General features: G+C 45.7%; 25 protein-coding genes and 1 other annotated feature. Of the genes, 23 read left to right on the plus strand and 2 right to left on the minus strand.

Features of this window, described 5'->3' with window-relative positions:
• The first annotated feature begins 22 nt into the window (after positions 1-22).
• The 3 genes from C1712_RS10075 to rlmH are packed head-to-tail and all read left to right on the plus strand — an operon-like array spanning position 23 to position 2,729.
• Entirely contained in the window at positions 23-1,519 is a 1,497-nt protein-coding gene (locus C1712_RS10075; RefSeq protein WP_102268919.1) for a M23 family metallopeptidase, read from the plus strand.
• Positions 1,519-2,259, plus strand: coding sequence for an MBL fold metallo-hydrolase (locus C1712_RS10080; protein ID WP_102268920.1), 741 nt, complete (start codon positions 1,519-1,521; stop codon positions 2,257-2,259). The genes C1712_RS10075 and C1712_RS10080 overlap by 1 nt, the downstream gene beginning before the upstream one ends.
• Positions 2,256-2,729, plus strand: a complete 474-nt coding sequence (gene rlmH / locus C1712_RS10085; RefSeq protein ID WP_102268922.1) for a 23S rRNA (pseudouridine(1915)-N(3))-methyltransferase RlmH — start codon at positions 2,256-2,258, stop codon at positions 2,727-2,729. The genes C1712_RS10080 and rlmH overlap by 4 nt, the downstream gene beginning before the upstream one ends.
• A gap of 275 nt (positions 2,730-3,004) precedes the next feature.
• Here rlmH and C1712_RS10090 read toward each other — a convergent pair whose 3' ends face one another.
• A complete protein-coding gene (locus C1712_RS10090; RefSeq protein ID WP_102268923.1) occupies positions 3,005-3,592 on the minus strand; it encodes an ATP-dependent Clp protease proteolytic subunit in 588 nt (195 codons plus the stop codon).
• A gap of 199 nt (positions 3,593-3,791) precedes the next feature.
• Between C1712_RS10090 and gap the strand changes: the two genes are divergently transcribed.
• From gap to nusG, 9 genes are all read left to right on the plus strand, one after another.
• Positions 3,792-4,805: a type I glyceraldehyde-3-phosphate dehydrogenase gene (gap, locus tag C1712_RS10095; RefSeq protein WP_102268925.1), complete on the plus strand. Its 1,014-nt coding sequence runs from the start codon at positions 3,792-3,794 to the stop codon at positions 4,803-4,805.
• A 283-nt stretch (positions 4,806-5,088) separates the two neighbouring features.
• Entirely contained in the window at positions 5,089-5,304 is a 216-nt protein-coding gene (locus C1712_RS10100) for a hypothetical protein (RefSeq protein WP_102268927.1), read from the plus strand.
• 63 nt (positions 5,305-5,367) lie between these two features.
• Positions 5,368-5,573, plus strand: a binding site (T-box leader).
• A gap of 33 nt (positions 5,574-5,606) precedes the next feature.
• On the plus strand, positions 5,607-6,938 hold the full coding sequence (gene cysS, locus C1712_RS10105) for a cysteine--tRNA ligase (protein ID WP_102268929.1): 1,332 nt from the start codon (positions 5,607-5,609) through the stop codon (positions 6,936-6,938).
• The gene (locus C1712_RS10110; protein ID WP_102268931.1) at positions 6,938-7,327 is read left to right on the plus strand and encodes a Mini-ribonuclease 3; all 390 of its coding nucleotides are present in this window, start codon (positions 6,938-6,940) and stop codon (positions 7,325-7,327) included. Before cysS ends, C1712_RS10110 begins: the two co-directional genes overlap by 1 nt.
• Positions 7,324-8,049 (plus strand): 23S rRNA (guanosine(2251)-2'-O)-methyltransferase RlmB, encoded by a 726-nt coding sequence (gene rlmB / locus C1712_RS10115; RefSeq protein WP_102268933.1) that lies wholly within the window; start codon positions 7,324-7,326, stop codon positions 8,047-8,049. The genes C1712_RS10110 and rlmB overlap by 4 nt, the downstream gene beginning before the upstream one ends.
• Before the next feature lie 48 nt (positions 8,050-8,097).
• On the plus strand, positions 8,098-8,706 hold the full coding sequence (locus C1712_RS10120; protein WP_102268935.1) for a sigma factor-like helix-turn-helix DNA-binding protein: 609 nt from the start codon (positions 8,098-8,100) through the stop codon (positions 8,704-8,706).
• Positions 8,707-8,766: 60 nt separating this feature from the next.
• Positions 8,767-8,916 carry a 50S ribosomal protein L33 gene (gene rpmG, locus C1712_RS10125; RefSeq protein WP_102268937.1) on the plus strand — a complete coding sequence of 50 codons (150 nt, stop codon included), beginning with the start codon at positions 8,767-8,769 and terminating at the stop codon, positions 8,914-8,916.
• 12 nt (positions 8,917-8,928) lie between these two features.
• Positions 8,929-9,105, plus strand: coding sequence for a preprotein translocase subunit SecE (secE, locus tag C1712_RS10130; protein ID WP_102268939.1), 177 nt, complete (start codon positions 8,929-8,931; stop codon positions 9,103-9,105).
• Between the two features lie 12 nt (positions 9,106-9,117).
• Positions 9,118-9,666, plus strand: a complete 549-nt coding sequence (gene nusG, locus C1712_RS10135; protein ID WP_102268941.1) for a transcription termination/antitermination protein NusG — start codon at positions 9,118-9,120, stop codon at positions 9,664-9,666.
• A gap of 150 nt (positions 9,667-9,816) precedes the next feature.
• Here nusG and C1712_RS10140 read toward each other — a convergent pair whose 3' ends face one another.
• Positions 9,817-10,152: a winged helix-turn-helix transcriptional regulator gene (locus tag C1712_RS10140; RefSeq protein ID WP_102268943.1), complete on the minus strand. Its 336-nt coding sequence runs from the start codon at positions 10,150-10,152 to the stop codon at positions 9,817-9,819.
• 358 nt (positions 10,153-10,510) lie between these two features.
• Here C1712_RS10140 and C1712_RS10145 point away from each other — a divergent pair, with 358 nt between their 5' ends.
• The 11 genes from C1712_RS10145 to C1712_RS10195 all read left to right on the plus strand — a co-directional run bounded on the left by C1712_RS10145 (position 10,511) and on the right by C1712_RS10195 (position 18,302).
• On the plus strand, positions 10,511-11,284 hold the full coding sequence (locus tag C1712_RS10145; protein WP_102268945.1) for a nuclear transport factor 2 family protein: 774 nt from the start codon (positions 10,511-10,513) through the stop codon (positions 11,282-11,284).
• 75 nt (positions 11,285-11,359) lie between these two features.
• A complete protein-coding gene (locus tag C1712_RS10150; RefSeq protein ID WP_102268947.1) occupies positions 11,360-11,974 on the plus strand; it encodes a pyridoxamine 5'-phosphate oxidase family protein in 615 nt (204 codons plus the stop codon).
• A 4-nt stretch (positions 11,975-11,978) separates the two neighbouring features.
• Positions 11,979-12,758, plus strand: coding sequence for a protein-ADP-ribose hydrolase (locus tag C1712_RS10155; protein ID WP_102268949.1), 780 nt, complete (start codon positions 11,979-11,981; stop codon positions 12,756-12,758).
• Entirely contained in the window at positions 12,703-13,527 is an 825-nt protein-coding gene (locus C1712_RS10160; protein ID WP_219718857.1) for an SIR2 family NAD-dependent protein deacylase, read from the plus strand. The genes C1712_RS10155 and C1712_RS10160 overlap by 56 nt, the downstream gene beginning before the upstream one ends.
• Positions 13,527-14,387 carry an SIR2 family NAD-dependent protein deacylase gene (locus tag C1712_RS10165; protein ID WP_102268951.1) on the plus strand — a complete coding sequence of 287 codons (861 nt, stop codon included), beginning with the start codon at positions 13,527-13,529 and terminating at the stop codon, positions 14,385-14,387. Before C1712_RS10160 ends, C1712_RS10165 begins: the two co-directional genes overlap by 1 nt.
• 100 nt (positions 14,388-14,487) lie before the next feature.
• Positions 14,488-15,009: a DUF5720 family protein gene (locus C1712_RS10170; protein ID WP_102268953.1), complete on the plus strand. Its 522-nt coding sequence runs from the start codon at positions 14,488-14,490 to the stop codon at positions 15,007-15,009.
• Positions 15,010-15,038: 29 nt separating this feature from the next.
• Positions 15,039-15,911, plus strand: coding sequence for a DUF6017 domain-containing protein (locus C1712_RS10175; protein WP_102268955.1), 873 nt, complete (start codon positions 15,039-15,041; stop codon positions 15,909-15,911).
• An 80-nt stretch (positions 15,912-15,991) separates the two neighbouring features.
• Complete coding sequence (locus tag C1712_RS10180; RefSeq protein ID WP_102268957.1) at positions 15,992-16,975, plus strand: DUF3991 and TOPRIM domain-containing protein; 984 nt, start codon at positions 15,992-15,994, stop codon at positions 16,973-16,975.
• Between the two features lie 14 nt (positions 16,976-16,989).
• Positions 16,990-17,214 (plus strand): hypothetical protein, encoded by a 225-nt coding sequence (locus C1712_RS10185; RefSeq protein ID WP_102268959.1) that lies wholly within the window; start codon positions 16,990-16,992, stop codon positions 17,212-17,214.
• Positions 17,215-17,246: 32 nt separating this feature from the next.
• Complete coding sequence (locus tag C1712_RS10190) at positions 17,247-17,531, plus strand: helix-turn-helix domain-containing protein (RefSeq protein WP_102268961.1); 285 nt, start codon at positions 17,247-17,249, stop codon at positions 17,529-17,531.
• Positions 17,532-18,302, plus strand: coding sequence for a DUF6674 family protein (locus C1712_RS10195; RefSeq protein WP_102268963.1), 771 nt, complete (start codon positions 17,532-17,534; stop codon positions 18,300-18,302). It begins immediately after the preceding gene.
• The last annotated feature ends 22 nt before the right edge of the window (positions 18,303-18,324 follow it).

The raw sequence follows: 18,324 nt of genomic DNA on the forward strand, positions 1-18,324 counted from the left end.
TGAAGATTAGGAGGGAAAACAGATGAAGCGAAATTACCTCGTTTTGGGTGGATGCGTCATGGCAGCGCTTTTGCTTACGTTCATACAAATGATGTTCGATTCACCTGTTTTATCGAAAGCAACTGCGAAGCAGCTGAATGATGAAACGATCCCGCTGATCGAGCAGAATGTGATTTCTGCCGCATCTAAACCGTATGAGGTCAAGATGCTTTATGAAAACGAACAGGTGATCGGCGTACTGAAGCAGGAGGAAAAATTAGATGCACTGTTAAAAAGCGTATATGAAGAACAGTATCGCGATGATTTTCCGGATTCACAGCTGGCGCTTGGGAAAGATGTGCATGTTGAATCTACGCTCACTTCACTTGTCTATGAAGATAAGGATGATGAAATCTTAAACTATTTGAAAAAGAACGATCTATTTTCGGTCGAAGTCAATCAAGTCATCTTTTCCAATGGTGAACATGTTTATGTAAAAGATCTGGAGCTGTTTGAACAGGCGAAAGAAAACTATGTGGCTTCTTTTTTAGACGAAGAATCGTATCAAACCTTGAAGGATGGAAAAGAAACACCTTCCTTACAGACATACGGTGAGCGGTTTACCGGTTATGAAATTATCGAAAATGCCAATTATACAAAAGGTTTTGCGCCGGTATCGGATATTATTTTGACAAAAGAGGAAGCGGCGATCTATTTCGCATATGGCATGGAATATGAAGAAGAGTATTACACGACGCAGGAATATGATACGGTGCAAGGTGTGGCATGGCTAAACAGCATGGATGTTTCCAGTCTGCTGGCGATCAATTCTTCGGTATTGAAAAGTGAAAATCAGCTGCTGGCGATCGGCACGCAGTTAAATGTCGCCAAGCCGGATTCACCGATCCAAGTGAAGACGACAAAGGAAGTGCTGACAGAGGAAGTGATCTATGCTCCGGAAACCCAGTATATTTATGATGATACGCTGCGGGAAGGCATCAGCGAAGTGGTAACGGTCGGAGAAAACGGCAGCAAAGATGTAACGTATGAGGTTACTTATATCAACGGCGTATGGCAATCCTCTGCCAAGCGCAGTGAAAAGATCACGAAAAATCCGGTGCAGGAAGTCGTACGTGTCGGTACGAAGGTAGAACCGAAGATCGGCAGCGGTGTATTTGGCTGGCCGGTCTACAATCCGATGGTCAGCTGCGGCTGGTACTGTTATGGCGGGCATCAGGCGCTCGATGTGCAGAATGCATATAACCGTTATGATAAAGTGCTTGCCAGCGACCGCGGCGTCGTGATTGAAAATTCCTACCGTTCGATCAACGGCTATTACATGATCATCGATCATAACAATGGTTATCAGACTTACTATGGACATATGTCCGGTCCAGGTTTCTTCCCGGTCGGCGCTACGGTTGCCAAAGGTGAAGTGATCGGCAATATCGGTATGACCGGACTTGCGACTGGGCCGCATGTCCACTTTGAGATCAGGCTGAATGGGCAGCAGGTCAATCCTGCCTTATATCTGAACTGATGAAATTCGCTTTGCTTGCCAGCGGTTCAAGAGGAAACTGCTGCATCATCAAACATCAGGATGCCCAGATCTTGATCGACTGCGGAACGACTCGTAAATATTTACATAGCTGCTTTGCGAAGCTGCAATATGACTATCATCAAGCAGATGCGCTGTTAGTAACACATAATCACAGTGATCATATTTCACAGATCAAGCTGTTTCAAGATCATAAGAAATATGGTCCGGAAGCGATCGAAGAGCAGGAAATACAGATCGTATCACCTTATGAGGAATTTGATGTCGGCAGTATCCATGTGCAGGTACTGCCGATGTCGCACGATGTATCCTGCGTTGGCTATGTACTGCATGCCGGTGATGAAAAACTGGTATATATTACCGATACCGGCTATATCAAAGCCGAAGTGAAGCCGTATATCGAAAATGCGGATTATTATATTTTTGAAAGCAATCACGATATTGAATTGCTGATGCAGACGAATCGTCCGGTCTATGTCAAACAGCGCATCATCAATGACTGCGGTCATTTATGCAATGATGAAAGCGCCACGATCTTGGCGCAGATCATCGGTGATAAAACGAAAGAAATCGTCTTGGCGCATATTTCGCAGGAAGGCAACACGCGTGCATTGGCATTAGAAACCTTGCAGGCTTGTTTGCAGGCACATGGGATCGACAGCAGCCGCTTCAAGCTGCATGCGGCAGGACAGTTTGAAATCTATCTGGGAGGAAAACGATGAAGCTGGTCGCGGTTGGAAAAGTGAAAGAAAAAAGCATGCGCAGCCTGCTTGACGAATATGCGAAACGGATCAGCGCCTATACCAAATTGGAAATCATTGAAGTAGCGGATGAGATTGCCCCGGAAAGCAATTCCGCCGCTCAAAATGAGCAGGTCATGAAAAAAGAAGGCGAACGTCTTTTGGCTAAGATAAAGGATGGGGAATATGTGATCTTATTGGATCTGCATGGAAATGCAATGAGCAGCGAGCAGTTAGCGGCTAAGATCGATCAGATATTCACCTATCAGACAAGCCAGATCACGTTTGTGATCGGTGGTTCATTAGGCTTGAGCGATGCTGTGATCAAACGCGCCGATCTGCGTTTACAGCTATCGACAATGACGTTTCCCCATCAGCTTTGCCGAGTATTGATCTTAGAACAGATCTATCGTGCGTTTAAGATCATGAATCATGAACCGTATCATAAATAGAACGATAGAAACCTTTGTCAAGAAGCTTTTATTGGACTCATATTTTTATGAAACATAGGATAGAACGAGAAAGGCAGAAAGATCACTTTACAAAAAGTAGATCCTTCTGCCTTTTATCATACAAAATGATATAGTAGGTTTAGGAATGTGCTTTACGACAATGACAAATACATATATCAAAAAAGATGTCGTTTTATGATAGATGCAAGTCGCCTTCATGAGCGTGGCTTGGCACCAGCCTGCATGTTTTCTTTCGTTGGAAATCAGTATGAGCGTTATTGCTCCTGCATCGAAGTGATGATGCGATCGGCAATGCCATAGGAAACCGCCGTTTTTGCATCCATATAATGATCACGATCACAGTCCTGTTCGATCACTTCTACTTCTTTGTTACAGGCATCCGCCAAGATTCGATATAACCGTTTTTTCATCGAAGCGATATGCGCCGCTGCGATTTCCATGTCCTTCGCCTGTCCGCCGATCTGTCCTAACGGCTGATGGATCATCACTTCACTGTTCGGTAATAAAAAGCGCTTGCCTCTTGTTCCCGCCGCTAACAGCACGGCTGCCATGCTGGCGCACATCCCCATATCAATGGTAATGATCTCATTGGGAATGTATTGCATGATGTCATAAATAGCCAATCCGGCACTGACGCTGCCGCCCGCTGAATTGATATATAAAATGATCGCCTCGCTGCTTAAACCGGAAAGATAAAGCAGCTGTGCGCAAATGCTGCTGGAAAGCTGATCATCGATCTCCCCGCTCAACAGCACGATACGCTCCTTCAAAAGACAGGAGTACAGATCATAGACCCGTTCATGCGCGCCTTCTCTTTCGATCACCGTTGGTACGATCCACATTTTATCACCCTCTTTTCATGCTTCATTCTATATAAAGTATGTCTGGAACCGGCAAAAATATGCAGAAGCGTCCCATTTCACAAAGCAGTGAAAAAAAGAAGTGAAAATTCACGTAAAATTGCTGAAAGTGAATCTTCTCACAATTGACATTTATATGCAAACTCAGTATAATATCGTTGTTAGAAGGAGGACTTTTGAAATGACAGTAAAAGTTGCGATTAATGGATTTGGACGCATCGGTCGTTTGGCGTTCAGACAGATGTTTGGAGCAGAAGGATACGAAGTTGTTGCAATCAATGACTTAACTAGCCCTAAAATGCTGGCACACCTGTTAAAATACGACTCATCACAAGGACGTTATGCACTGGCTGACAAAGTAACTGCCGGTGAAAACTCAATCACAGTAGACGGAAAAGAAATTACCATCTATGCAGAAGCAGATGCGAAAAACCTGCCTTGGGGCAAATTAGGCGTAGATGTTGTTTTGGAATGTACAGGTTTCTATACTTCTAAAGCAAAAGCAAGCGCACACATCGAAGCAGGCGCTCGTAAAGTTGTTATCTCTGCACCGGCAGGAAACGACTTACCGACTATCGTATATAACGTAAACCACGAAAAACTGACAGCAGAAGATACTGTAATTTCCGCAGCATCTTGTACGACAAACTGCTTGGCGCCAATGGCTGACGCACTAAACAAACTGGCACCGATCCAAAGCGGTATCATGACAACGGTTCATGCTTACACCGGTGATCAGATGACATTAGACGGTCCGCAGCGCAAAGGCGATCTGCGTCGTTCTCGTGCAGCAGCAGTGAACATCGTTCCTAACTCAACGGGAGCAGCAAAAGCAATCGGTTTGGTTATTCCGGAATTAAACGGTAAACTGATCGGTTCTGCACAGCGTGTGCCGACTCCTACAGGATCTACAACACTGTTAGTTGCAGTTGTAAAAGGAAAAGTAACAGTTGATGAAATCAATGCGGCTATGAAAGCAGCATCAAATGAATCATTCGGTTACACGGAAGAAGAATTGGTATCCAGCGACATCATCGGTATGCGTTACGGTTCTTTATTCGATGCTACACAGACAATGGCAATCGAAATGGAAGACGGAAATACACAGGTACAGGTCGTATCTTGGTATGATAACGAAAACTCTTACACAAGCCAGATGGTTCGTACGATCAAATACTTCTCTGAATTAGCATAATTACATGCTTTGATGAGCAGACGGTATGGGAAATCTCATACCGTTTTTTTCATTTTATGTATTCCTTTCGTATTTCATACGAAACGCTGCTTTCATGATGACATGCCGGTTTGTTTGCCGTATAGGGGAAAGCGGCTTGCCGATGAAAACAGTTGCTTTCTTTATAACGTCTTTTGATCAACTGCATAGGATAAAGTATCTTTTCCTAATAAAGCGAAAAGATTCGGGCATACTCATCCATAAAGGGAAGGGTGTTTCCCGTCATATAAAAAGGAGACCAGCTATGAAAGAAATCAACTATCAAGTAGAAATGATCGATGTGCTGCATGATGAGAAAACGCTGATCAGCGGTCTGAAAGAACTGCGCGGCGTCATCTCGGTAAATGTGGATCTGCCTCATCAGGAAATCCGTATTTTTTATGATGAAACGGTTTGTCAGACTTATCAGATCGAAGAAAGACTGCACCATCTGCAATATGATTTCACCTTGCGCAGATGACAGAAGAAAGCGTGATCCTCATTGTTTTTTAGTTGAAAGGGCAATCGCGTCATGCTATACTATAAGAAACCAAAGATAAGGGACGAGTAGCCACAGGATAAGCGCATAGAGAGGATCTGGCCGGTGAAAAGATTTCGCGGACTTGTGAGGAATGCACCTTTTAGGGTTTTTTCGATAATGTAGAAAAAAACGTAGATCGGCGTTACTCGATAAATAAGTGGAATCAAAGCGTTCAAGTAGAGTGGGACCGTGCGAACTGCACCTCTATATTGACGTTTTTTTTATGAATCAGGAGGAACGATATGAAATTATTTAACAGTATGAGCAGGGAAGTGGAGGAATTTCAGCCAATCCATGAAAACCAGGTAAACATGTATGTGTGCGGACCGACGGTCTATAATCATGCACATATCGGCAATGCCAGACCGATCGTGGTGTTTGATACGCTGCGCAAGACATTTGAGATGCTGGGCTACCAGGTAAAAATGGTATCCAATTATACCGATGTCGATGATAAGATCATCAAAGCGGCGATCGAGCGCCACATCAGCGAAAAAGAAGTAACCGAGGAATTTATCAAGGCTTATAACGACGTGCGTTTGCAGCTGCATGCGAAAATGCCGGATGCGGCGCCAAAGGTAACGGAAACGATGGACCGCATCATTGCGTTTATCGATATTCTGGTAAAAAAAGGCTATGCATATGTGGTAGATGGAGATGTGTATTTCAGAGTCGGTGAGGTAAACCAGTATGGCGGCTTATCACATCAGCAGGTCGATGATCTGGTGGTCGGTGCGCGCATTGATGAAAACAGTAAAAAGGAAAATCCGCTTGATTTTACTTTGTGGAAAGCGACGGAGGAAGGAATCCGATGGGAATCGCCATGGTCGCTTGGACGCCCGGGCTGGCATACGGAATGCGTGGTCATGATCAATAAGGAATTCGATGGTGAACTGATCGATATTCACGGCGGCGGCATGGACTTGAAATTTCCACACCATGAAAATGAGATCGCCCAGTCTCGTGCGGCTTTCGGCAATCCGATCGCCAATTATTGGATCCATAACGGCATGGTAAATATTGACGGAGAAAAGATGTCAAAATCATTAGGCAATGTGATCTGGGCAAAGGATATGATCGCTAAAATCGGTGCGAATGTACTGCGCTGGGTGATGCTGTCGGCACATTATCGCGGGCCGCTAAATATCAATGAAGAAGCGATTGCCACGGCGAGCAAAGAATTGGAGCGTATCAGTAAATCCATGACGCAGGCTTATGTGAAAGCAGGCTTGGCCGGCGTAGAATTACAAGGAGATGCGGCAGAAATCTGGGATCGATTCCTGGAAGCAATGCAGGATGATCTCAATACGCCAAATGCAGTGGCATGCGTTTTTGAAGCCAATAAGCAGCTCAACCAGGCGCTGCGTCAAAAAGAGGTGGACTTTGCATGGATCGGCAGCCTGATGAAGGCGCTGGAACAGATGCTTTATGTGCTGGGAATTGAAATTCCGAAGACAGTGCTGGGTGAAGAAGATAAAGCGATTTTCGCAAAATGGAATGCGGCGAAAGCGGAAAAGCAGTTTGAGGAAGCAGACCGTTACCGCATGATCTTGATTGAAAGAGGTTTGTTGTAATGCGGGCTGACGCGATGAATGCGACCTCGCTTGCTTATATCGGGGATGCACTGATGTCGCTTTATGTACGGGAGTATTTATTGTCGCAAGGCTATCAAAAGCCAAACGATCTGCAAGTGAAGAGCACTTATTATGTGAGTGCCAAAGCACAGGCGCATTATGTGAAGATCTTGATGGAGCAGTCATTTTTTCGGGAAGCAGAGTTGGAAATCATACGTCGCGGCCGCAATGCGCATACGGTTACGAAAGCCAAAAACGCCGATGTAATGACATATCGCATGTCTACCGGTTTTGAGGCGCTTTGGGGATATCTGTATCTGAATCAAGAGCAGGCGCGATTGGAAGAATTGTGGGAAGCGGTAAAAAAGATAGGAGAAGTGAAGCGATGACGCAATATGTATATGGGAAGAATGTCGTCCACCAGCTATTGAAAGAACAAAAACGCATCTATGAGGTGATCGTAAGCGAGGGGCTGAAGGATCGGGAATTGATCAAAGCGCTGAAGCAGCGGCATCTTACGATTCGCAGTATGCCGCGCAAACAAATGGATCGGCTGTTAAAGACAGAGCATCATCAGGGAATTGCGGCTTGTATCGATGATTACAAGACTTATTCGCTGGAGGAACTATTGGAAACGATACCGGAAGGAAAGACGCCGTTTTTGATCATGCTGGATAACTTAGAAGATCCACATAATCTGGGGGCGATCCTGCGTACTTGTGATGCGGTTGGTGCAGATGGTGTGATCTTGGCGAAAAATCGCAGCGTTTCTTTGAACCCGACGGTCGCAAAGGTATCGACCGGTGCGATCGATACCGTAAAAGTCGCTGTGGTAAACAATTTATCACAGACGCTGGTGCGTTTGAAAGAAAAGGGATTTTGGGCAGTAGGAGCTGATCTGGAGCAATCGATCGATTATCGGGAAGCAGATTTTACCGTTCCGCTGGTGCTGGTCGTCGGCTCGGAAGGCTTTGGCATTCGTCCGCTGGTACGCAAAAACTGTGATTACTGCGTACGATTGCCGATGGTCGGCACGATCACTTCCTTAAACGCTTCGGTCGCCTGCGGCATCCTTCTTTACGAAGTATTTAATCAGCGCGATCATCGCTAGATAGAATAATTATTTGGGAAACGTAAAAATACGTTTTGGGAGGAATCAATGGGGAAGAAGAAAACAGGGAGCGCTGTGCGCCCCAATGACTATGAATTGTTGTATTATGGGTTACAAAATCAGGAAAGTGCATGGAATTTATTGCATTGTTCCTATCAATCGCTTATTGAGATCGCTTTGTATCGCTGGAACGCTTATTTCACTGAGGAAGAACGAAAAGAACTGAAACAGGAGTGTTTTCATTCTCTTTCACTTGCCTTGTATGAATACCGCGAGGATCAGGGCGCATCATTTTACACTTATGTTTCTAAGCGGCTGGAGAATGTCATTGTTTCTTATGTGCGCCGCCGTCAGGCATTAAAGCGCAAAGCGATGGTGCATGCTTATTCACTTGATGTCAGCATCAATGAAAAAGAGAGCTGTTATTGGATCGATCAGATACGCAATGATCAATGGGAGTTTGAAGGTGTTTTGAAATTACGCTGGAAGGAAGCGCAAAAGCAGGAAGAAGCGATCTTGCGTACATGCAGCGAACTGGAACAAAAGATCTTTCGCTATCATCGCTATGGCTATCGGTATGATGAAATAGCGGCGATCCTACATACGACTAAGAAAAAAGTCGATAATACGATACAAAAGATTCGCAAGAAACTTTGATTTCATTGACTAGCACGGCACTTTATGTTACAGTTAATAAGCATAGAAAGAGGTGTAAACATGAGTGAAAAAGTAATTTTGACATGCACGCGCTGCCTTTCTCGTAACTATACGACACATAGAAATAAGAAGACCAATACGCAGCGTCTGGAGCTGAAAAAGTATTGTAAAAAATGCGGAGAGCATACGATTCACAAGGAAACGAAATAAGGAGTGAATGAAATGAAATGGTTTAGTATTGCCGGAATTCGGGCAGAGGTGCACCGAATCCGTTGGCCTAAGATGAAGGATCTGATTGCGAACAGCGGTTCGGTTATTTTCTTTACCGCTGCATTTGCGCTGTTTTTTACTTTGTGCGAATGGATTGCAAAAACGTATTTGCACTTCATCGGACTTTAGGAGGAATGCGTTGTGAGTGAAGGAAACAAAGAATGGTATGTCGTAAATACCTATGCCGGACATGAAAACAGGGTAAAAGAAAATCTGGAACGCCGTATTGAAACGATGGGATTACAGGATTTCCTGTTTCGTGTCGTCGTGGCAGAAGAGACGGAAATCGAATATAAAAACGGCAAGCAGGTCGAAAAAGTACAGAATCTGTTTCCCGGCTATCTGTTTGTGGAAATGAACATGACCGATGAGGCATGGTATACGGTGCGTAATACGCCGGGGGTTACCGGATTTATCGGATCCAGCGGGGGCGGGGCAAAGCCTTTCCCGGTAGCGGAAGATGAAATTGAGGCGATCCTGCGCCGTCTTGGCATGTCTGATCGCAAGGTAAATGTCGATTTTGCGGTAGGTGATCGTGTTAAGATCCTGAACGGTCCGTTTGCGGGTTCGGAAGGAACAGTGGAAGAACTGCACGATGACGCACAGGAAGCAGTGGTATTGTTGATCTTATTCGGACGGGAAACACCGACAGAGATCGGTTACGGCGAACTGGAAAAAGTAGATTTATAAGAGCGGACTTTCATCGAAAGATGGAGGTCTTTTTTTAAGCGGATCATTCGTTTGTTCCTTGCTTTTGTTTGAAGATGAATCGCTTAGGCGCATGAAAAACAAAGGACAATAAAAAGGCGTGTATCACTTTATGGATACACGCTGCTTCATTTAATGTTGAGAATTTTGATAAGCCTCACCGAAGTCTCGCATGGCGTCCAGGATCGGATGCAGGCTTTTGCCTAATGCCGTCAAGGTGTATTCTACGCGCGGCGGTACTTCCGCATAAACGGTACGCGTCAGTAAACCGTTTTCCTCCATTGCTCGAAGCTGCGTGGTCAATACCTTTTGCGATACGGAGCCGATTGATTTTTTTAATTCACCAAAACGTTTTGTGCCGGTAAGCAAATCACGCAAGATCAGCACTTTCCACTTATCACCGATCAAAGTCAAGGTTGTTTCCACAGGACAAGCCGGTAGTGCTTTCACTGATTTTTGTTCAGTCATCGTATCATCTCCTCTTAATAGTTTCTATCGGTAACTTTGTTTACAATTTTACCATACAGCCTCAATGCAATCAAGAGGACCGATGGCTTATCATAAGCAGTATAAATGATAATACGGTTGAATAGATGCATGTTTATGTAAAAGCTAAAAATGGAGAATCTTTTAATAGTATCTTTTTGGTAACTACAGTACAAAAAAGTGCTTACTTTACATTGGAAACCAATGGTCCTATAATATGCACAGAGCTGCAAAGAACGGCCGTTTGGAAAGCTCAAAGTGAATAAAAAGAATAAAGCTAAGATGTATATGTGTGAAAGTATTTGATAACAAGTAACGAAATAAAAAGGAGGAAACAATCATGACAAATATAGAAAATGCAGTTGCACTCATCCATACTTTTGCAAGCGGTGATGTTGAAAAAGCGAAAGATCTGCTTGCGGAAGGATATATCCAACATAACCTTGCCTATGGAACAGGACGTGATGCCTTTATCAGCTCGGTTGCCGCGCTTGCTTCTGCTCCTGTTAAAACGACTGTAAACAATATCCGTGCATTTGAGGACGGCGATAAGGTTTTCTTACAGACAGTTTACAACTTTGCAGGTGCGGGCGAGCAAGTCGCTTTTGACATTTTCCGTTTTGAAGAAAACGGCAAGATTGCCGAGCATTGGGATAATCTCGCAGCAAAGGCAGATCCAAATCCCTCCGGCAGAACACAGATTGATGGCACGATGGAACTGAAAGATCTTGATAAGACGGAGGCAAACCGTGAAGTAGTCAAGCATTTCCTTTACGATGTTATGCAGGGCAACCGTCCTGAAAAGACACCGGATTATTTTGATGGTGATACCTACATCCAGCATAACACCGGCATTGCCGATGGATTGTCTGGTTTAGGCGCTGCACTGGCGGCACTTGCTGAACAAAATATACAGATGATTTATACAACCGTTCATCAGGTGCTTGCACAAGGGAATTTCGTGCTTGCGGTCAGTGAAGGAACTTTCGGCGGTATGCCGACCTCTTACTATGATCTGTGGCGTGTTGAGGACGGTAAGATTGCCGAGCATTGGGATGTAATGGAAACCATTGCTGACAAATCTACTTGGCAAAATCAAAACGGTAAATTCTAAATAAGACAAAGTCCTGCATCTATATTTGCAATGCAGGACTTTACGCAATATCTTGTTTGGGAAAGGGTGTGGCAAATGAACTATTTACATTACTTAGAAAAAGAAATTCATTCTGTGATCGCGGCAACTGTCGATGACAACGGTCTGCCCGTTACCTGTGCGATTGACATAATGGATAGTGATGAAAAAGGATTGTATTTTTTAACGGCGAAAGGAAAAGGGGTTTATCACCGCTTAAAGAAAAACGAATATGTTGCATTAACAGGAATGCATGCAGGCGATACGCTTTCCCGTGCAGCTGTTTCGGTACGGGGAAAAGTACAAGAAATCGGGAAAACGCCTTTGCTAAGGCTGTTTGAAAAAAATCCATATATGAATGAGATTTATCCGAGTGAAGAGTCCCGACAGGCGCTTACTGTCTTTCATCTTTATGAGGGCAGCGGTGAATGGTTTGACCTTTCAAAAAAGCCGATTGAGCGCGCTTCTTTCACGATTGGCAGCAAACAGGAAGAAAAACAGGGCTATGAAATTACGCAAAAATGTAACGGCTGCCGGACTTGTCAAACTGTCTGCCCGCAAGATTGCATCGATTTTTCGATCGTCCCTGCTGTAATCAGGCAGGGAAACTGCCTGCATTGCGGCAACTGTTTCCATGTTTGTCCGCAAAAAGCAGTGATACGGAGAGGATAAGAAAATGACACAAACCGAAAGACGAAGATATTTAATAGCGGCACTTCTAAAAGAACAGCCGCAGCATGCTAAAATCGAAATTCCATCGCGTGAGCAGGAACAAAAATCCTTGCTTCGTTCGCTTTTTAATAAACGCATGCCCTTGCCTGTAACAGATGAATTTGTGACGGTTCAGGATGCTTATTTGCAGGAAGAAATCCGCAGGAAAGGAATTACGGCTTTATCAGACTTAACACCGATTCAAAAAGGGATATATCTTTGGCGTGGGGATATTACCACGCTGCAATGCGACGGTATTGTAAATGCCGCCAACAGTCAAATGCTCGGCTGTTTCTGTCCGAATCACGGCTGCATTGACAATGCCATCCACACCTTTGCGGGGGTACAGCTTCGTTTGGCTTGTGCGGAGTTGATGAGAAAGCAAGGTCATCAGGAAGAAACGGGGAAAGCTAAGATCACCCTTGCCTATAATTTGCCGAGCCGTTATGTGCTGCACACGGTCGGTCCGATTGTTCACGGTGATCTTACTGAAAAAGATAAAGAGCTGCTTGCTTCCTGTTACCGATCTTGTTTGGAACTGGCAGAAAAAAACGGGCTAAAAAGTATTGCATTCTGTTGCATTTCTACGGGAGAATTTCATTTTCCAAATGATAAAGCAGCACAGATAGCGGTTGAAACCGTAAAAAGATATAAGAAACAAACACACAGCGAAATAGAGGTGATATTCAATGTTTTTAAGGAACTTGATTACAACATCTACCATGAGCTGCTCCAAGCAAATTGACAAACTGAAAAAAGAAATAGAAAAAGCCGATGCGATTATAATCGGCGCAGGCGCAGGAATGTCCGCCTCGGCAGGATTTACCTATGATGGAGAACGCTTTGAAAAGTATTTTTCCGATTTTTATAAAAAGTATGGAATTTCAGATATGTATGCAGGCGGTTTTTATCCATATGAAACCCTCGAAGAATATTGGGCGTGGTGGTCACGGCATATCTATGTAAATCGTTATGATGTGTCTGTCGGAGAGCCATATTCTACACTACTAAAAATCGTGCAGAATAAGGACTATTTTGTATTAACGAGCAATGTAGACCATCAATTTCAGCTTGCGGGCTTTGATAAAAAACGACTGTTTTACACACAGGGCGATTATGGTTTATGGCAGTGTTCAAAAGCGTGTCACGATAAGACCTATGATAACGAGAAAACTGTACGGAAAATGGTTGCAGAGCAAAAGGATATGAAGATTCCAACAGATTTGATACCGAAATGTCCTGTTTGCGGGGCGCCTATGACGATGAATTTAAGATGTGATAGCTTCTTTGTGGAGGATGAAGGCTGGCATGCCGCCGCAAATCGTTATACAGATTTTATCAGTAAGCATAAAAATAAGCATGTTTTATTTTTAGAACTTGGTGTTGGCGGGAACACCCCGGTGTTACATTTTTGGAGCACCGCAGAAAAATCAAGAAAACACATGGATAAACGGCAGACCCAGATTGGTTCGCATAACTGGATAAAAGAATTTAAGGAAAAGAGGTGTGCATGATGTTTGGCTGGAGAATTCCTAAAGCAGAGAATACGCCTGAAGCTACGGAAAAGCTGCGTGCGGCGTTGGATAAAGCGGAGGCGGTAATTGTTGGTGCCGGCGCCGGCCTATCTACTTCTGCCGGCTTCACTTATTCGGGAGAACGTTTTGAAAAGCATTTCCACGATTTTGCAGCCAAATATCATTTCAGTGATATGTATTCCGGGGGCTTCTACCACTATGATACACTGGAAGAACATTGGGCGTACTGGAGCCGGTATATTCTTATCAATCGTTATGAGGATGCGCCAAAGCCGGTATATGACAAGCTGCTTTCGCTAATCCAGAACAAAGACTATTTTGTGTTGACAACAAATGTCGATCACTGCTTTCAGAAAGCTGGATTTGATAAGCATAGATTGTTCTACACACAAGGGGATTACGGATTGTTCCAGTGCAGCGAGCCATGCCACCAAAAGACATACGAAAATGAAGCTGTCATTCGCCAGATGGTACAGCAGCAAAAAGATATGAAGATTCCATCTGATTTAATTCCCCGCTGCCCTGTATGTGGAAAACCGATGACAATGAACCTTCGTGCGGATAATACTTTTGTGGAAGATGAAGGCTGGCATACCGCTTCGGAACGGTACGCAGACTTCCTTTGTCGTCATAAACACATGAACACGCTGTTCTTAGAATTAGGCACCGGCATGAATACGCCGGGCATAGTGAAATTTAGTTTCTGGAGGATGGCATATGAGTGGCCGGACGCAATTTATGCCTGTATCAATCTGAACGAGGCATATGCGCCAAAGGAGATTCAGAAAAACTCCATCTGTATCAATGCGGACATAGGAGAAGTGCTGAACAAGCTGTAATTTAATATATGCGGCATTTAAGCCGTTTGCGAAAGGACGTTTCACTTTTACGGGTGGGCGCCCTTTTTTCATCCCTATTTTACGGAGGAAGGAGAACAACATGGAACTAAACGAAATGGAAAAAAAGCTGCTTTTTCAGGTAGAAGGAGATTATCAGACTAAAGTTCTGAATGAGCTCTACATGACCGTGCGCTATTCAAATGATTCCGAGCAGCGGGAGGCGGCGCAAAGCCTCATGGCAAAGCTGCGCATCCTGTCGGATGCGGAGTGCATGGACTTAGTGAAGGACATACAGAAGAACTACCGTCTGCCCCATCCGCCCCGGACTATTGGGGAAAGGATTGCCGAGGCCAGGCAGCGATCCGGCGCTGAAAAATTAAAAGGGCATGACATCATGGCGCTGGAACGGTTTGACCCGGAGGTGCGGCACATGATCGTCTTTGATGTACTGTCCTATGACGCCCCTGTTGGCGATAAGGGAGATAAGATGCGTCTGTTCCTTACAGATGCCGGTTATCAGAAATTTTTAGACAGCCAGGAACGGGGCGAAGTAAAACTGAAAAACCATGCAAAGGTGTCCGGCGGAAATCTTTATTATGACCGCAGGGACCGTGCCTTGTAGCGGAATAATCGAAGAAAGGAGGCTGTGAAATGGCTGTATTCCGTGTAGAGAAAACGAAGGACTTTACGGTTATGAGCAATCATCATCTGCGTAATACGGAATTGTCCTTAAAGGCGAAGGGGCTCCTTTCCCTTATGCTGTCGCTGCCGGAAGATTGGGATTATACCACAAAGGGGCTTGCACATATCTGTAAGGACGGTGTGGATTCTATTACTACCGCCCTGAAGGAGCTGGAGCGGCACGGGTATCTTACCAGGCAGCGCCTCCGATATGATAACGGGCAGCTCGGAGATATTGAATACACAATCCATGAAAAGCCCGCAACCGGCGTAAAACAAGGAGTTCCACCTAAACGGGAAAATCCAAGACAGGCAAATCCAAGACAGGCAAAACCTAAACAGGCGGAACCTGGACAGGGAAATCCCGCACAATTAAATACTAATCCACAAAGGACTAAAAAATCAAAAACGGATATATCAAGAACACATCAATCAATCTATCCGGCAGAGCCGGAAACGGCTGACTGTCAGGATGGGATTGATAGGATGGATATGGCAGAGGCATATCGTGAAATCATCAAAGAGAATGTTGAGTATGACTTTCTGGTTCCCCGCTATGGGAGGGAACGCATGGACGAAACGGTGGAGCTTATACTGGAAACGGTGCTTTCCAGACGGCCATATATCCGCATTGCCGGAGACGACTTTCCACGGGAGGTTGTCAGGAGCCGGTTCTTAAAGATCAACTCCAGCCATGTGGAGTATGTTTTTGACTGTATCGACAAGAATGTTACGAAGGTCAACAATATCAAGGCTTATCTGCTGGCAGCGTTCTATAATGCCACAGCGACGATGGATAGTTATTACCGTGCCGAGGTCAATCACGACATGTACGGGTGTTAGGCGCCAGAGGGCGCTTTTTTTCATGCAATCATGGAGGAAGGAGGCGAAAGCACAATGAAACGAAAAGCTGTGCCGGTGTTATGCCCGGTGTAACCAAAGAGCAGATCCAGGCAGCCAGGGAGGCGGACCTGTTCGCTTACCTGCAGTTTCACGAGCCGGGCGTATTGAAACGGGACGGGCCGAATTACCGGCATAAAGAGCATGACAGCCTGGTTTATGTGACCGGGAAAAAATACTGGTACTGGAACAGCCGGGGCCGGAGTATCAACGCTCTGGACTACCTGATCCAGATTCGGGGATATGGTCTGGTGGATGCGGTCCACACACTGGTCGGCGGCGAGATTCAGCAGATACCGGAACGCCGGAGTACGCCGGAGCCAAATTACATACAGAGGGAACAGAAGAAAAAAGCCTTTTCCCTCCCCTGGGCCAGACGGTGTGCTACCGCTGCTGTTTCTTATTTGCAGCAGCGCGGAATCAGTAGTGAAGTAATCAGCCGGTGCGTTCGGTTAGGGCTTTTCTATGAAGCCCGTTATAAGGGCGAGGCGGTCTGTGTGTTTGTGGGAAAGGATGATGCGGGGAAAGCAAAATTTGCCTGTATGCGGAGTATTACCGGCAAACTCAGAAAGGACGTATACGGCAGCGACAAAATGTACAGCTTTTGTTATCCACCCCAAAATCCGGGCAGCCAGCATGTGGCGGTCTTTGAAGCGCCTATCGATGCTCTTTCCCACGTAACGCTGCAAGAGCTGGAAGGCTGGAAATGGGATGGCTACCGTCTGTCTTTGGGCGGTACCTCTCATGTGGCGCTGATTGCGTTTCTGGAGCGCCACCCGGAAATCCGGCGCGTCAATCTTTACATGGACAATGATCTTGGCGGTCTTAAAAATGCCAGAAGGATTAAGGCAATGCTCCATGACAATCCGCGTTTTAAGCATATCCGGGTAGGCATCAACCCGCCCCGCGTTGGAAAGGACTATAACGAAAAGCTGTTACATACCAGAGGAAAAATCAAGGACCGCCAACTACCATGCCGCCAGAAACAGGCGGCTATTTCAATTTAAGGGGGGATTTTGGTATGAACGGAACACAGCAGATTCGTTTTACGGACAGTGCTGGAAAGGCGCTGTTTTCGATTCCTGATAACGGCCTTCTCTGCCTGTTTTATGGAAATGGGGACCGGCATTTTTCTTTTTGCCGTTATCTGGACCAGGATCATGCGGAGATTGACGGCGTGAAATATTCTCTCCGTGAATTTGCCCGGAGGATGGAACACAACGAAATCAGTTTTGCCCCGGCTTAACGGCGGGGCCAGAATAACAGGAGGTTTTCACTATGACAAAAACAGAAAATACCGCTTTGCAGATGATTGCCGAAACCGCCCGCTGCCCGGAGTATGGGCCTGAAATGGTAACGGCGCTGATGAAAAAGCTGGATGTGAATGAAAAGGGGTTCGCGTTGCTGATGAATGTTACCCCTTCTACTGTCCGTCTCTGGACCAGTGGGGCCGTCCAGCCCAGCAGCACGGCAAAGCGGCTGATGCAGATTTTTGAGACCGGGCCGGAAATTATCGGCAAGATTGCCGGAGGGCAGCCTCCGGCAGACAGGAGGGATTTATAAATGGCAGAAACGGACAGCCAGCCGATTGCGGAAAATGAGCAGGTAAAAGAGCTGCTTGCTCTCCTGAAAGACAACAATACGCCGGGATATGAGGAATTTGCCAGGCTGATCGGCCATGTGACCGAGATGGAGCAGCGGCTTTCCGAAGCAACCGAGGAACTAAAGGCCATGCGTCGGGAGGTACAGGGCTTACAGGACCATTCCCTGAAAGATTCCCTCCAAAAAAGTTGTAAGGCTATGGAGGCAAGTGTGGCTGCTATGCGCCAGCGTCTTTCCAAGCTCAAAGAGCAGATCATTGACGGGTGCCGGCATATCCTGACTGATTTCAAGGAACGCGGAGCCGTTGCCTTGAATGGAATCACACAATTCCTGCATATCCGGCCAGCGCTGGAGGCTATTCAGGAGGCGGCAGAAAAAGGGATGCAGGCCAGTGACAGGGCTGTTTCCAGGATTGACGCTTTCAGTGCGGAATACCATGAGGCAGGCCGCCATCTGAAAAATATGGGCCGCACCCTTCGAGGGAAACCTATGGAGGCAGAAGCAAAAGAAACCGGAAAGATTGCCAGGGTGTTCAAAGGCGCTTTCAAAGCGGAGCGTGCCCTTATATCTTCTGTAAAACATGGCGCGGAGCGGTCTTTGAATACCCTTGCCCGATTGGAACAGACCGCAGAACGCCGTCCTTCCGTTTTGAAAGCAATGCGGGAGCAGGCAGCGAAAACGGAGCCGGCAAAAAAGCAGCCGGCACCTTCTCACGATAAGGACAGCCGGTAAGCATTTGCAGCCCAGAGAGAAA

Origin of the sequence: Massilicoli timonensis (assembly GCF_900199515.1) — a bacterium.
Lineage (GTDB): Bacteria > Bacillota_I > Bacilli_A > Erysipelotrichales > Erysipelotrichaceae > Massilicoli > Massilicoli timonensis.

What these genes read in the sequence shown, in the direction of transcription:
- C1712_RS10140 (WP_102268943.1), bottom strand. Translation starts at nt 10,152, where the DNA reads ATGACTGAACAAAAATCAGTGAAAGCACTACCGGCTTGTCCTGTGGAA.
- C1712_RS10170 (WP_102268953.1), top strand. Translation starts at nt 14,488, where the DNA reads ATGGAACTAAACGAAATGGAAAAAAAGCTGCTTTTTCAGGTAGAAGGA.
- secE (WP_102268939.1), top strand. Translation starts at nt 8,929, where the DNA reads ATGAAATGGTTTAGTATTGCCGGAATTCGGGCAGAGGTGCACCGAATC.
- rlmH (WP_102268922.1), top strand. Translation starts at nt 2,256, where the DNA reads ATGAAGCTGGTCGCGGTTGGAAAAGTGAAAGAAAAAAGCATGCGCAGC.
- C1712_RS10195 (WP_102268963.1), top strand. Translation starts at nt 17,532, where the DNA reads ATGGCAGAAACGGACAGCCAGCCGATTGCGGAAAATGAGCAGGTAAAA.
- rlmB (WP_102268933.1), top strand. Translation starts at nt 7,324, where the DNA reads ATGACGCAATATGTATATGGGAAGAATGTCGTCCACCAGCTATTGAAA.
- C1712_RS10080 (WP_102268920.1), top strand. Translation starts at nt 1,519, where the DNA reads ATGAAATTCGCTTTGCTTGCCAGCGGTTCAAGAGGAAACTGCTGCATC.
- C1712_RS10145 (WP_102268945.1), top strand. Translation starts at nt 10,511, where the DNA reads ATGACAAATATAGAAAATGCAGTTGCACTCATCCATACTTTTGCAAGC.
- cysS (WP_102268929.1), top strand. Translation starts at nt 5,607, where the DNA reads ATGAAATTATTTAACAGTATGAGCAGGGAAGTGGAGGAATTTCAGCCA.
- C1712_RS10185 (WP_102268959.1), top strand. Translation starts at nt 16,990, where the DNA reads ATGAACGGAACACAGCAGATTCGTTTTACGGACAGTGCTGGAAAGGCG.
- C1712_RS10180 (WP_102268957.1), top strand. Translation starts at nt 15,992, where the DNA reads ATGCCCGGTGTAACCAAAGAGCAGATCCAGGCAGCCAGGGAGGCGGAC.
- C1712_RS10110 (WP_102268931.1), top strand. Translation starts at nt 6,938, where the DNA reads ATGCGGGCTGACGCGATGAATGCGACCTCGCTTGCTTATATCGGGGAT.
- C1712_RS10160 (WP_219718857.1), top strand. Translation starts at nt 12,703, where the DNA reads ATGTTTTTAAGGAACTTGATTACAACATCTACCATGAGCTGCTCCAAG.
- C1712_RS10075 (WP_102268919.1), top strand. Translation starts at nt 23, where the DNA reads ATGAAGCGAAATTACCTCGTTTTGGGTGGATGCGTCATGGCAGCGCTT.
- C1712_RS10100 (WP_102268927.1), top strand. Translation starts at nt 5,089, where the DNA reads ATGAAAGAAATCAACTATCAAGTAGAAATGATCGATGTGCTGCATGAT.
- C1712_RS10090 (WP_102268923.1), bottom strand. Translation starts at nt 3,592, where the DNA reads ATGTGGATCGTACCAACGGTGATCGAAAGAGAAGGCGCGCATGAACGG.
- C1712_RS10190 (WP_102268961.1), top strand. Translation starts at nt 17,247, where the DNA reads ATGACAAAAACAGAAAATACCGCTTTGCAGATGATTGCCGAAACCGCC.
- C1712_RS10155 (WP_102268949.1), top strand. Translation starts at nt 11,979, where the DNA reads ATGACACAAACCGAAAGACGAAGATATTTAATAGCGGCACTTCTAAAA.
- C1712_RS10120 (WP_102268935.1), top strand. Translation starts at nt 8,098, where the DNA reads ATGGGGAAGAAGAAAACAGGGAGCGCTGTGCGCCCCAATGACTATGAA.
- C1712_RS10165 (WP_102268951.1), top strand. Translation starts at nt 13,527, where the DNA reads ATGTTTGGCTGGAGAATTCCTAAAGCAGAGAATACGCCTGAAGCTACG.
- C1712_RS10150 (WP_102268947.1), top strand. Translation starts at nt 11,360, where the DNA reads ATGAACTATTTACATTACTTAGAAAAAGAAATTCATTCTGTGATCGCG.
- gap (WP_102268925.1), top strand. Translation starts at nt 3,792, where the DNA reads ATGACAGTAAAAGTTGCGATTAATGGATTTGGACGCATCGGTCGTTTG.
- C1712_RS10175 (WP_102268955.1), top strand. Translation starts at nt 15,039, where the DNA reads ATGGCTGTATTCCGTGTAGAGAAAACGAAGGACTTTACGGTTATGAGC.
- rpmG (WP_102268937.1), top strand. Translation starts at nt 8,767, where the DNA reads ATGAGTGAAAAAGTAATTTTGACATGCACGCGCTGCCTTTCTCGTAAC.